Below are 14655 nucleotides of genomic sequence, written 5' to 3' on the forward strand. Positions count from 1 at the left end.
GTCTTGTACATACGAGTACCTTCTTTAAAGGGATTTGAGACAAATCGCTCTTTAGTAAGTGATTCATTGTTTAAATAACCGCGGGCCAAGCCAGATCCTGCTATATAAATCTCTCCTGTAACGCCTATTGGCTGTAATAAGCCCTCCCTATTTAATATGTAAATCTCTGTGTTGGAAATTGGAACACCGATTGAAATTTTTTCATCTGTAATACTCGTTTTATGGTAAGTAACATCTATAGATGCTTCTGTTGGGCCATAAAGATTATAAATAGGTGCCTTTAAATGCCCATACCAACTTCGTACACTTTCTATTGATAACGATTCTCCACTTGCTATCAATCGTTTGACACTTTGTAAGGATTTTTTGGCGCCTTCTATAGCTAAAACTTCCAACAAAAAGGAATTAAACATACTAGGTACAAAATGTAAAGAATTCACACCATGCTTTTCTATCAAAGACATAAGGGCTATAGGAGAATACGTCTCTTCTTTTGTACAAATAATCATTCTATTTCCCCAACATAAAGGCAAGAAAATCTCCCAAACGGATACATCGAATGTAAATGTGGTCTTCTGTAAAACTACTTCGCCTTCTTTAAAATTAAATGTTTTCCACATCCAATCTATTCGATTAATAACTCCGCTATGCTCAATCATAACCCCTTTAGGTTTCCCTGTAGAGCCACTCGTGTAAATAACATATAACAAATTAGAAGGCAATAAACTTATCGATAAATTATCTGTCGAATAGTCTGACTTATTATTATTATTAAATTTATCTAGAAATTCTTCGTCCAAAAGCACTTTACACTTACTATCCTCTAACATATAAGCTATTCGATCCTCTGGGTAATCAGGATCGATTGGTACATAAGCCCCTCCACTCTTTAAGATCCCCAGGATCCCCACAATCATCCAAGAACTTCGCGGTAGCATAATCCCTACCAAATCATCTGGCTCGATGGTATAATGTGCTTGTAGATAATGTGCTAATTGATTACTGCGCCTATTAAGCTCCTCATAACTAAGACGCTCCTCTTCATAAACAACGGCTATGGCCTCTGGGGTTTTACTTACCTGCTCCTCAAACAATTCTACAACGGTCTTATCTCTCGGGTAATCAAACGCGGTCGCATTAAAAACATCTAGTAACTCCACTCGCTCTTCTTCTGCCAAATAATCTATACTCCCTATTAAGGCCTCTGGATTACTAAGTAACTTCTCTAGAAACTCTTTATAATGAACTATAAAGCCTTCTAGCATCTCCTGCTCATAAACATCTGTGTTGTATTCTAGTAGCAATGCCAAATAATCACCACGTTCCTCAAAAGTGAAACTCAAATCAAACTTGCTTAAATTAAACCCCTGATCGGTTATCAATTCTACATCTGAATCACTTATACCTATTCCCTGATGAGCATCTCCTGTGTTTTGTAATACCAACATCATATCAAATACAGCACTTCGACTCGTATCCCTACGAAGTTCTAAATCCTCAACAAGACGATCAAAAGGATATCCCTGATGCTCATAAGCATCTAAAGTCCTTTGACGAACCCGTCTAAATAAATCTTCAAAACTATCCTCTGAACGAACTTCATTACGTAATGCTAACGTATTGATATAAAATCCTATCTGGTCCTCTAAATCTGAATGCTCTCGCCCTGCAACGGGTGTCCCTACTACCAAATCCTCTTGACCCGTATAACGGTACAACAATGCTTTCAAACTAGACAGTAAGCCCATAAACAAGGTACCTCCCTCTTGATGGCTAAATCGCTTTAACCCCTGAGTAGATTCCTTTGATATGTAAGTGCGAAGTAATTGACCTTGATGACTCTGTATCACGGGACGTACCTTTGAACTCGGTAAATCTAAAACGGGAAGATCTCCTCCCAGTAAGTCCGTCCAATAATCTCGATGGCCCTGATAAATAGCTGTACTCAATTGAGACAATTGCCAACTTGCATAATCCTTATACTGAATACCTAATTCTGGTAATTCTAATTCATTACCAGTCCTATAAAACTCATAATACTTAAATACATCTCTTGACAGTACATCCATACTCCAACCATCACTTATAATATGATGCATGTTGTAGTAAAAAACATAACGGTCTTCTGATACCTGTAATAATACAGCACGTAATAGTGGCCCTTCGGCTAAATCAAACTCCACCATACGGTCGCTATCCAGATAACGCAATACCGAGGACTCTATATCTAACTCCCCTCGAAGATCCAATTCACCGATCTCAAAACCTAAAGCTTCCCGCTCTAATATCCATTGACGAATCTCTCCACTAGAGTCTTCCTTAAAAACAGTACGTAAGATCTCATGACGATCTACCACGGAATAAATAGCACGCTTAAATAACTCTATATCATAACTGCCATCTAATAATATACGTGAAGGTATATTGTATGCCGAAGATCCGCCATCAAATTGACTCAAAACCCATAAACGGCGCTGTGAATCTGATATAGCATAATTTAACGATACATCTATCTTTTCGATTGATACATACTCAGACTTTGTAGCTTCCTCTAATAAAGAAACCTGTGTCTCCAATACTGTGTTAACAAACAAATCTTTCAAAGCTAACTTTACCTCAAAAGCCTTATGAAGCTTTGATAAAAGACTCATAGCCTTGAGACTATGGCCGCCTAGTTCAAAGAAATCATCCTTGAGCCCAATCTTATCCTTACCTAAGACCGCTTCCCAAATAGCTACTAACTTCTTTTGAGTTTCTGTCTCTGGAGCTACATATATTACCCCATGTCCTACCTCCAGACCCTTAGGGGATGGCAATGAGCGCCTATCTATCTTGCCATTAGGTGTTAAGGGGAAGACCTCCAACGCTACATAGTAACTCGGAAGCATATAGTCTGGTAAAAACGCCTTTAAATAATCACGTAACGATGAACTATCTTGATCTGAACTACTCACAAAATAAGCGACCAACTCCTTTCCTGATTCTAAATCATAGGCCAAAACTACAGCCTGGTCAATCTCAGAATGACCCAGTAAAACACTCTCTATCTCACCTAATTCGATACGATACCCTCGAATCTTTACCTGATTATCCTTCCTCTCTATAAATTCAATATCTCCGCTAAATGTCCATCTTCCTAAATCACCAGTTTTATATAATCGTAATCCTTCTTTAAATGGTGATTTTATAAACTTCATTGAGGTTAGCTCTGACGCTTTTAAATAGCCTCGAGCCAAGCCTTCTCCTCCCAAATAAATCTCCCCTATAACTCCTTTTGGAACTAAATGATGTTGTTCATCTAAAATATAACATGTACTATTTGATATTCCTGAACCGATCGGTATGGTTTGAGCTACTTTTGGAATCTCACCGACCTTATACCAAGAAGAAAATGTAGTGTTTTCTGTCGGACCATATACATGATGAAGATTAACTTCTGGGTATAACTCTCTAAATTTCCTAACATGCTTAACAGAAACTCTTTCTCCTCCAAATAAAACATATTTAAGACCCTTTAATGAATCTAATTCTGATTCAACCAATGAATTAAATAACACTGTAGTCAAGAAAAAACTATCTATGTTCTCCTTCTTTATTAGGTTGTTTAGTTTTTCAATATCTAAAAAAACGCTCTTTGAAGACAATACCAAAATACCTCCATTAAGAAGAGGCATAAAAATATCGAATATAGAACCATCAAAAGCATAGTTTGAAAGACTTAAAATACTATCGCTTTCATTGATTTGAAAATAATTAGTATCCTTCACTAAACGAACAATCGATTTATGCTCTATCATAACACCTTTAGGATTCCCTGTTGATCCACTCGTGTAAATAACATATGCCAGATCATTAGAACCTATATCATGTGGTGAGTTTATGGTATTTTCAATATCTTCAGTGTAATCCTCAAGCTCTATGTCTATCGCTAGTATGCTAGTTTCTAAGTCTAAAACATCAAACATACTTTCTGAATTAATAATCAGTGTCTTTAAATTTGTCTCCGATATTATATATGATTTACGATCCTCTGGATAATCTGGGTCGATTGGAACATAGGCGCCGCCACTCTTTAAAATCCCTAAGATCCCTACAATCATCCAAGAACTACGTGGTAACATAATACCAATCAAATCATCTGGCTGAATATCATAATGCGCTTGTAAGTAATGTGCCAATTGATTACTACGTCTATTGAGTTCCTCATAACTAAGACGCTCATCTTCATAAACTACTGCTATTGCTTCTGGTGTCTTTAAGACCTGAGACTCAAATAAATCTACAACCGTTTGATCCCGTGGATAAGCCACTTCTGTAGCATTAAATACATATAACAACTCATCACGCTCCTTATCATTTAAATAATCAATACCTCCTATAGAAGCCTCTGGAAAGCTAAGTAACGAGGCAAGAAATTCTTTATAATGAACGATAAAACCTTCTAACATCGCTTTATCATAAACATCCGTGTTGTATCCAACATTTAAATAAAGATAATCGCCTTGCTCTCCAAAGGTAAATTCTATATCATTTTTACTCACACTTACTCCATCGTCATAGATGGTATTCACCATTTCTTCGGTAGGTTCTAAAACAGTAGATCTTTCTTCGAAATTCTGAAGCACAACTGAAATATCGTAAATCACATTACGCCCCGCTTCCTTACGAAGTTCTAAATCCTCTACAAGACGATCAAAAGGATATCCCTGATGCTCATAAGCATCCAATGTCGTTTGACGGATTCGACCAAATAAGTCTATAAAACTATCCTCTGAATGAACCACATTTCGCAGTGCAAGCATATTGATATAAAAACCAATCTGATCTTCCAAATCTGAATGTTCTCGTCCTGCCACTGGTATTCCAATTATCAAATCCTCTTGACCCGTATAACGGTACAACAATGCTTTCAAACTAGACAATAAACCCATAAACAAAGTGCCGCCCTCTTGATGGCTAAATCGCTTTAAACCCTGAGTAGATTCCTTTGATATGTAGGTGTGAAGTAATTGACCTTGATGACTATGTATCACAGGACGTACCTTTGAACTTGGTAAATCTAAAACGGGAAGATCTCCTCCCAGTAAACCCGTCCAATAATCTCGATGGCCCTGATAAGTAGCTGTACTCAATTGAGACAATTGCCAACTCGCATAATCCTTATACTGAATATCTAATTCTGGTAATTCTAATTCATTACCAGTCTTATAAAACTCATAATACTTAAATACATCTCTTGACAATACATCCATACTCCAACCATCACTTATGATATGATGCATGTTGTAGTAAAAAACATAACTATCTTCTGATACCTGTAATAATACAGCACGTAATAGTGGCCCTTCGGCTAAATCAAACTCCTCCATACGGTCGCTATCCAGATAACGCAATACCGAGGACTCTATATCTAACTCCCCTCGAAGATCCAATTCACCGATCTCAAAACCTAAAGCTTCCCGCTCTAATATCCACTGACGAATCTCTCCACTAGAGTCTTCCTTAAAAACAGTACGTAAGATCTCATGACGATCTACTACGGAATAAATAGCACGCTTAAATAAATCAATATCATAACTGCCATCTAATAATATACGTGAAGGCATATTGTATGCCGAAGATCCACCCTCAAATTGACTCAAAATCCATAAACGGCGCTGTGAAGAAGATAAACTATAGTTTTCTTGCTCTGCTAAAACTTCAATTTCATTTTTTTGTAATCCATTATCAATATTTGATAAATATCTAATTAGTACATTTTTCTTATTCTTAATTTCAGAAATAAACACTTTATTAGGCTTTTGTCCTTTTGGAAATGAAATTTTGAGCTCATCTCCGACAAGCATAATTTTTATATTATTATTTCGCAGTTTTTTAATAAAATCTTTCATAAAACATTAAAATTTCAATTCTTCAAAATCTCCTAAATCCTCACCATTTTTTGATTGATTCCATATTCGATTATCAATTTCATCTGATAAATCTTCTAATTTATTATGCATAAAAAGTTCTTCAATATTTAATAAAACATTCAATTCAGCATTAATTTTGAATAACACTTTTAATGCTTTTAAACTATGTCCTCCAAGTTCAAAGAAATCATCCTTAAGTCCTATATTATCCTTACCTAAGACCTCTTCCCAAATAGCCACCAACTTCTTTTGTGTCTCTGTCTCTGGAGCTACATACTCTACGCCATGGCTTATCTCCAGTCCCTTAGGGGATGGTAATGATCGTCTATCTATTTTACCATTGGGTGTTAAGGGTAAGCCGTCCAACGCTACATAATAACTCGGATGCATATAGTCTGGTAAAAATGCCTTTAAATAATCCCGTAATGATGAACTCTCTTGTTTAGAACTACTCACAAAATAAGCAACCAACTCCTTTCCTGATTCTAAATCATAGGCCAAAACTACAGCCTGGTCTATCTCAGAATGCTCTAGTAAAACACTCTCTACCTCCCCTAACTCTATGCGATACCCTCGTATCTTAACCTGAGTATCCTCTCGTCCTAAAAACGTAATCGTGCCATCACTATTCCATCTCCCCAAATCTCCCGTCTTATACATGCGAACTCCTGATTTAAAAGGGTTCGATACAAATCGCTCGTTAGTAAGTACATCATTGTTTAAATAACCGCGAGCCAAGCCAGAACCTGCTATATAAATCTCTCCTGTAACACCTTTCGGTTGTAAAACCCCTTCTTTATTTAATATATAAATCTTTGTGTTGGAGATTGGACCGCCAATATTAGAGCTTAAACTTTCTTTTATTACATTTTGGTAAGTTGCACATACTGTAAACTCAGTAGGCCCATAAGTATTATAAATTTGAATTTTATCAATAAAATTTGACACAAATGTTTTCTCAAATTTATCCCCACCACTAATTAATAGCCGCAAGTTCTTCGAATTAAACCTTATAAGGTTTAGTTCTTTTAAAATCAATGGAGTCGTACTTACTATTGTAGCCTTCTCTATTTCTATTAGTTTTTTTACTTCTAAAACATTTACTCCCTTATCTTTCATCAATAATAAAGTACCAGAACTTAGAAGAATTGGAAATATTTCTTCTACATGAGTATCAAAAGAAATAGATGATTGTTGTATTACTTTATCAGATTGAATTAAGTTAAATTGTTCTTTAAATGTTATACAATAATCTAATACAGAATTATGTTCTATCATAACGCCTTTAGGCTTTCCTGTAGAACCACTCGTGTAAATAACATACGCCAAATCTTTAGAACTTATATTATGTGATGGATTACCTATACTATAATCTTTTGAATCACTCTTAAATCCAGTTAGAAACTCTTCATCTAAAAGCACTTTGCAATTACTGTCTTTAAGCATATATGCGATACGATCCTCTGGGTAATCTGGGTCGATTGGAACATAGGCGCCGCCACTCTTTAAAATCCCTAAGATCCCTACAATCATCCATGAACTACGTGGTAACTTAATACCAATCAAATCATCTGACTGGATATCATAATGCGCTTGTAAGTAATGCGCCAATTGATTACTCAGGCTATTGAGCTCCTCATAACTAAGACGCTCATCTTCATAAACTACTGCTATTGCCTCTGGTGTCTTTAAGACCTGAGACTCAAATAAATCTACAAGTGTTTGATCCTCTGGATAAATCGCTTCTGTAGCATTAAATACATCTAACAACTCTTCACGCTCCTTATCATTTAAATAATCAATACCTCCTATAGAAGCCTCTGGTAAACTAAGTAACGAGGCAAGAAATTCTTTATAATGAACGATAAAGCCTTCTAACATCGCTTTATCATAAACATCCGTGTTGTATTCTAGAAACAGTGCCAAATAATCACCTTGCTCCTCAAAAGTGAAACTCAAATCAAACTTGCTTAAACTAAATTCTTGATCGGTTATCAATTCTACATCTGAATCACTAACGCCTACTCCTTGATGCGCGTCACCTGTGTTTTGTAATACCACCATGATATCAAATACAGCACTTCGACTCGTATCTCTACGAAGTTCTAAATCCTCAACAAGATGATCAAAAGGATATCCCTGATGCTCATAAGCATCCAATGTCGTTTGACGGATTCGACCAAATAAGTCTACAAAACTATCCCCTGAATGAACCGCATTACGTAATGCTAACGTGTTAATATAAAAACCAATCTGGTCTTCCAAATCTAAATGTTCTCGCCCTGCAACTGGTGTTCCAACTACCAAATCCTCTTGACCCGTATAACGGTACAACAATGCTTTCAAACTAGACAGTAAGCCCATAAACAAGGTACCTCCCTCTTGATGGCTAAATCGCTTTAACCCCTGAGTAGATTCCTTTGATATGTAAGTGCGAAGTAATTGACCTTGATGACTCTGTATCACGGGACGTACCTTTGAACTTGGTAAGTCTAAAACGGGAAGATCTCCTCCCAGTAAGCCCGTCCAATAATCTCGATGGCCCTGATAAATAGATGTACTCAATTGAGACAATTGCCAACTCGCATAATCCTTATATTGAATCCGTAACGCTGGTAAGTCTAATTCGCCTCCACTCTTATAAAACTCATAATACTTAAATACATCTCTTGACAATACATCCATACTCCATCCATCACTAATAATATGATGCATATTGTAATAAAAAACATAACGGTCTTCTGATACCTGTAGTAATATAGCGCGTAATAGTGGACCTTTGGCTAAATCAAACTCCACCATACGGTCGTTATCCAGATAATTCAATACCGAGGACTCGATATCTGCTTCGCCTTGTAGATCCAATTCACCGATCTCAAAACCTAAAGCATCTCGTTCTAATATCCACTGACGAATCTCTCCTTGGGAGTTCTCCTTAAAAACAGTACGTAAGATCTCATGACGGTCTACTACCGAATAAATAGCACGTTTAAATAAATCTACATCATAACTGCCATCTAAAAATATACGTGAAGGCATATTGTATGCCGAAGAGCCGCCCTCAAATTGACTCAAAACCCATAAACGTCGCTGTGAATCTGATATAGCATAATCTGACGATGCTTCTAACTTTTCGATGGATACATACGCAGACTTTGTAGCTTCCTCTATTAAAGATACCTGAGTCTCCAATACTGTGTGAACAAACAAATCCTTTAATGCTAACTTTACATCAAAGGTCTTATGAAGTTTCGATAAAAGACGTGTAGCCTTTAAACTATGACCTCCTAACTCAAAGAAATCATCCTTCACACCTATATTCTCTTTGCCTAAAATATCTTCCCATATAACTACTAACTGCTTCTCTGTATCTGTCTCTGGGGCTACATATTCTACTCCATGACTAATCTCTAACCCCTCTGGTGAGGGTAACGAGCGCCTATCTATCTTGCCATTAGGTGTTAAGGGTAAACCTTCCATCGATACATAGTAACTTGGTAGCATATAATCGGGTAAAAAGCCCTTTAAATAACTGCGCAGTGATGCGCTGTCATGATCCAAGCTGCTTACAAAATATGCAACCAACTCCTTAACTCCATCATTATCATTGGCCAAAACTACAGCCTCATCTATATCTGCATGCCCCAATAATACACTCTCGATCTCGCCTAATTCGATACGATACCCTCGGATCTTTACCTGAGCATCCTCTCTCCCTAAAAACGTAATCGTACCATCACTATTCCATATTCCCAAATCTCCCGTCTTGTACATACGAGTGCCTTCTATAAAAGGATTTGATACAAATCGCTCTTTAGTAAGTGATTCATTGTTTAAATAACCGCGGGCCAAGCCAGATCCTGCTATAGAAATCTCTCCTGTAACGCCTATTGGCTGTAATAAGCCCTCCCTATTTAATATGTAAATCTCTGTGTTGGAAATTGGAACACCGATTGAAATTTTTTCATCTGTAATACTCGTTTTATGGTAAGTAACATCTATAGATGCTTCTGTTGGGCCATAAAGATTATAAATAGGTGCCTTTAAATGCCCATACCAACTTCGTACACTTTCTATTGATAACGATTCTCCACTTGCTATCAATCGTTTGACACTTTGTAAGGATTTTTTGGCGCCTTCTATAGCTAAAACTTCCAACAAAAAGGAATTAAACATACTAGGTACAAAATGTAAAGAATTCACACCATGCTTTTCTATCAAAGACATAAGGGCTATAGGAGAATACGTCTCTTCTTTTGTACAAATAATCATTCTATTTCCCCAACATAAAGGCAAGAAAATCTCCCAAACGGATACATCGAATGTAAATGTGGTCTTCTGTAAAACTACTTCGCCTTCTTTAAAATTAAATGTTTTCCACATCCAATCTATTCGATTAATAACTCCGCTATGCTCAATCATAACCCCTTTAGGTTTCCCTGTAGAGCCACTCGTGTAAATAACATATAACAAATTAGAAGGCAATAAACTTATCGATAAATTATCTGTCGAATAGTCTGACTTATTATTATTATTAAATTTATCTAGAAATTCTTCGTCCAAAAGCACTTTACACTTACTATCCTCTAACATATAAGCTATTCGATCCTCTGGGTAATCAGGATCGATTGGTACATAAGCCCCTCCACTCTTTAAGATCCCCAGGATCCCCACAATCATCCAAGAACTTCGCGGTAGCATAATCCCTACCAAATCATCTGGCTCGATGGTATAATGTGCTTGTAGATAATGTGCTAATTGATTACTGCGCCTATTAAGCTCCTCATAACTAAGACGCTCCTCTTCATAAACAACGGCTATGGCCTCTGGGGTTTTACTTACCTGCTCCTCAAACAATTCTACAACGGTCTTATCTCTCGGGTAATCAAACGCGGTCGCATTAAAAACATCTAGTAACTCCACTCGCTCTTCTTCTGCCAAATAATCTATACTCCCTATTAAGGCCTCTGGATTACTAAGTAACTTCTCTAGAAACTCTTTATAATGAACTATAAAGCCTTCTAGCATCTCCTGCTCATAAACATCTGTGTTGTATTCTAGTAGCAATGCCAAATAATCACCACGTTCCTCAAAAGTGAAACTCAAATCAAACTTGCTTAAATTAAACCCCTGATCGGTTATCAATTCTACATCTGAATCACTTATACCTATTCCCTGATGAGCATCTCCTGTGTTTTGTAATACCAACATCATATCAAATACAGCACTTCGACTCGTATCCCTACGAAGTTCTAAATCCTCAACAAGACGATCAAAAGGATATCCCTGATGCTCATAAGCATCTAAAGTCCTTTGACGAACCCGTCTAAATAAATCTTCAAAACTATCCTCTGAACGAACTTCATTACGTAATGCTAACGTATTGATATAAAATCCTATCTGGTCCTCTAAATCTGAATGCTCTCGCCCTGCAACGGGTGTCCCTACTACCAAATCCTCTTGACCCGTATAACGGTACAACAATGCTTTCAAACTAGACAGTAAGCCCATAAACAAGGTACCTCCCTCTTGATGGCTAAATCGCTTTAACCCCTGAGTAGATTCCTTTGATATGTAAGTGCGAAGTAATTGACCTTGATGACTCTGTATCACGGGACGTACCTTTGAACTCGGTAAATCTAAAACGGGAAGATCTCCTCCCAGTAAGTCCGTCCAATAATCTCGATGGCCCTGATAAATAGCTGTACTCAATTGAGACAATTGCCAACTTGCATAATCCTTATACTGAATACCTAATTCTGGTAATTCTAATTCATTACCAGTCCTATAAAACTCATAATACTTAAATACATCTCTTGACAGTACATCCATACTCCAACCATCACTTATAATATGATGCATGTTGTAGTAAAAAACATAACGGTCTTCTGATACCTGTAATAATACAGCACGTAATAGTGGCCCTTCGGCTAAATCAAACTCCACCATACGGTCGCTATCCAGATAACGCAATACCGAGGACTCTATATCTAACTCCCCTCGAAGATCCAATTCACCGATCTCAAAACCTAAAGCTTCCCGCTCTAATATCCATTGACGAATCTCTCCACTAGAGTCTTCCTTAAAAACAGTACGTAAGATCTCATGACGATCTACCACGGAATAAATAGCACGCTTAAATAACTCTATATCATAACTGCCATCTAATAATATACGTGAAGGTATATTGTATGCCGAAGATCCGCCATCAAATTGACTCAAAACCCATAAACGGCGCTGTGAATCTGATATAGCATAATTTAACGATACATCTATCTTTTCGATTGATACATACTCAGACTTTGTAGCTTCCTCTAATAAAGAAACCTGTGTCTCCAATACTGTGTTAACAAACAAATCTTTCAAAAGCTAACTTTACCTCAAAAGCCTTATGAAGCTTTGATAAAAGACTCATAGCCTTGAGACTATGGCCGCCTAGTTCAAAGAAATCATCCTTGAGCCCAATCTTATCCTTACCTAAGACCGCTTCCCAATAGCTACTAACTTCTTTTGAGTTTCTGTCTCTGGAGCTACATATATTACCCCATGTCCTACCTCCAGACCCTTAGGGGATGGCAATGAGCGCCTATCTATCTTGCCATTAGGTGTTAAGGGGAAGACCTCCAACGCTACATAGTAACTCGGAAGCATATAGTCTGGTAAAAACGCCTTTAAATAATCACGTAACGATGAACTATCTTGATCTGAACTACTCACAAAATAAGCGACCAACTCCTTTCCTGATTCTAAATCATAGGCCAAAACTACAGCCTGGTCAATCTCAGAATGACCCAGTAAAACACTCTCTATCTCACCTAATTCGATACGATACCCTCGAATCTTTACCTGATTATCCTTCCTCTCTATAAATTCAATATCTCCGCTAAATGTCCATCTTCCTAAATCACCAGTTTTATATAATCGTAATCCTTCTTTAAATGGTGATTTTATAAACTTCATTGAGGTTAGCTCTGACGCTTTTAAATAGCCTCGAGCCAAGCCTTCTCCTCCCAAATAAATCTCCCTATAACTCCTTTTGGAACTAAATGATGTTGTTCATCTAAAATATAACATGTACTATTTGATATTCCTGAACCGATCGGTATGGTTTGAGCTACTTTTGGAATCTCACCGACCTTATACCAAGAAGAAAATGTAGTGTTTTCTGTCGGACCATATACATGATGAAGATTAACTTCTGGGTATAACTCTCTAAATTTCCTAACATGCTTAACAGAAACTCTTTCTCCTCCAAATAAAACATATTTAAGACCCTTTAATGAATCTAATTCTGATTCAACCAATGAATTAAATAACACTGTAGTCAAGAAAAAACTATCTATGTTCTCCTTCTTTATTAGTTGTTTAGTTTTTCAATATCTAAAAAAACGCTCTTTGAAGACAATACCAAAATACCTCCATTAAGAAGAGGCATAAAAATATCGAATATAGAACCATCAAAAGCATAGTTTGAAAGACTTAAAATACTATCGCTTTCATTGATTTGAAAATAATTAGTATCCTTCACTAAACGAACAATCGATTTATGCTCTATCATAACACCTTTAGGATTCCCTGTTGATCCACTCGTGTAAATAACATATGCCAGATCATTAGAACTATATCATGTGGTGAGTTTATGGTATTTTCAATATCTTCAGTGTAATCCTCAAGCTCTATGTCTATCGCTAGTATGCTAGTTTCTAAGTCTAAAACATCAAACATACTTTCTGAATTAATAATCAGTGTCTTTAAATTTTGTCTCCGATATTATATATGATTTACGATCCTCTGATAATCTGGGTCGATTGGAACATAGGCGCCGCCACTCTTTAAAATCCCTAAGATCCCTACAATCATCCAAGAACTACGTGGTAACATAATACCAATCAAATCATCTGGCTGAATATCATAATGCGCTTGTAAGTAATGTGCCAATTGATTACTACGTCTATTGAGTTCCTCATAACTAAGACGCTCATCTTCATAAACTACTGCTATTGCTTCTGGTGTCTTTAAGACCTGAGACTCAAATAAATCTACAACCGTTTGATCCCGTGGATAAGCCACTTCTGTAGCATTAAATACATATAACAACTCATCACGCTCCTTATCATTTAAATAATCAATACCTCCTATAGAAGCCTCTGGAAAGCTAAGTAACGAGGCAAGAAATTCTTTATAATGAACGATAAAACCTTCTAACATCGCTTTATCATAAACATCCGTGTTGTATCCAACATTTAAATAAAGATAATCGCCTTGCTCTCCAAAGGTAAATTCTATATCATTTTTACTCACACTTACTCCATCGTCATAGATGGTATTCACCATTTCTTCGGTAGGTTCTAAAACAGTAGATCTTTCTTCGAAATTCTGAAGCACAACTGAAATATCGTAAATCACATTACGCCCCGCTTCCTTACGAAGTTCTAAATCCTCTACAAGACGATCAAAAGGATATCCCTGATGCTCATAAGCATCCAATGTCGTTTGACGGATTCGACCAAATAAGTCTATAAAACTATCCTCTGAATGAACCACATTTCGCAGTGCAAGCATATTGATATAAAAACCAATCTGATCTTCCAAATCTGAATGTTCGTCCTGCCACTGGTATTCCAATTATCAAATCCTCTTGACCCGTATAACGGTACAACAATGCTTTCAAACTAGACAATAAACCCATAAACAAAGTGCCGCCCTCTTGATGGCTAAATCGCTTTAAACCCTGAGTAGATTC

8 protein-coding genes are annotated in these 14655 nt (G+C 36.8%); all 8 read right to left on the bottom strand.

The features are described 5' to 3' along the window. A partial coding sequence (locus P163_RS17670; protein ID WP_197055460.1) for a non-ribosomal peptide synthetase occupies positions 1 to 5846 on the bottom strand: 5846 nt, incomplete at its 3' end. Between the two features lie 51 nt (positions 5847 to 5897). Then, complete coding sequence (locus P163_RS18020) at positions 5898 to 12278, bottom strand: non-ribosomal peptide synthetase (RefSeq protein ID WP_051931329.1); 6381 nt, start codon at positions 12276 to 12278, stop codon at positions 5898 to 5900. Next, positions 12259 to 12450 (bottom strand): phosphopantetheine-binding protein, encoded by a 192-nt coding sequence (locus P163_RS18850; RefSeq protein ID WP_081891387.1) that lies wholly within the window; start codon positions 12448 to 12450, stop codon positions 12259 to 12261. Before P163_RS18850 ends, P163_RS18020 begins: the two co-directional genes overlap by 20 nt. After that, on the bottom strand, positions 12390 to 12872 hold the full coding sequence (locus P163_RS18025) for an AMP-binding enzyme (protein ID WP_051931330.1): 483 nt from the start codon (positions 12870 to 12872) through the stop codon (positions 12390 to 12392). Before P163_RS18025 ends, P163_RS18850 begins: the two co-directional genes overlap by 61 nt. Before the next feature lie 20 nt (positions 12873 to 12892). Next, on the bottom strand, positions 12893 to 13216 hold the full coding sequence (locus P163_RS18760; RefSeq protein ID WP_051931331.1) for an AMP-binding protein: 324 nt from the start codon (positions 13214 to 13216) through the stop codon (positions 12893 to 12895). A gap of 53 nt (positions 13217 to 13269) precedes the next feature. After that, positions 13270 to 13521: an AMP-binding protein gene (locus tag P163_RS18765; protein ID WP_081891386.1), complete on the bottom strand. Its 252-nt coding sequence runs from the start codon at positions 13519 to 13521 to the stop codon at positions 13270 to 13272. 161 nt (positions 13522 to 13682) lie between these two features. Then, positions 13683 to 14456 (bottom strand): AMP-binding protein, encoded by a 774-nt coding sequence (locus tag P163_RS17685; RefSeq protein WP_231556278.1) that lies wholly within the window; start codon positions 14454 to 14456, stop codon positions 13683 to 13685. Then, a partial coding sequence (locus tag P163_RS18675) for a hypothetical protein (protein ID WP_156100752.1) occupies positions 14437 to 14655 on the bottom strand: 219 nt, incomplete at its 5' end. The genes P163_RS18675 and P163_RS17685, both read right to left, overlap by 20 nt.

The organism is Gillisia sp. Hel_I_29 (assembly GCF_000744275.1).
Lineage (GTDB): Bacteria > Bacteroidota > Bacteroidia > Flavobacteriales > Flavobacteriaceae > Gillisia.

What these genes read in the sequence shown, in the direction of transcription:
- P163_RS18025 (WP_051931330.1), bottom strand. Translation starts at nt 12,872, where the DNA reads ATGAAGTTTATAAAATCACCATTTAAAGAAGGATTACGATTATATAAA.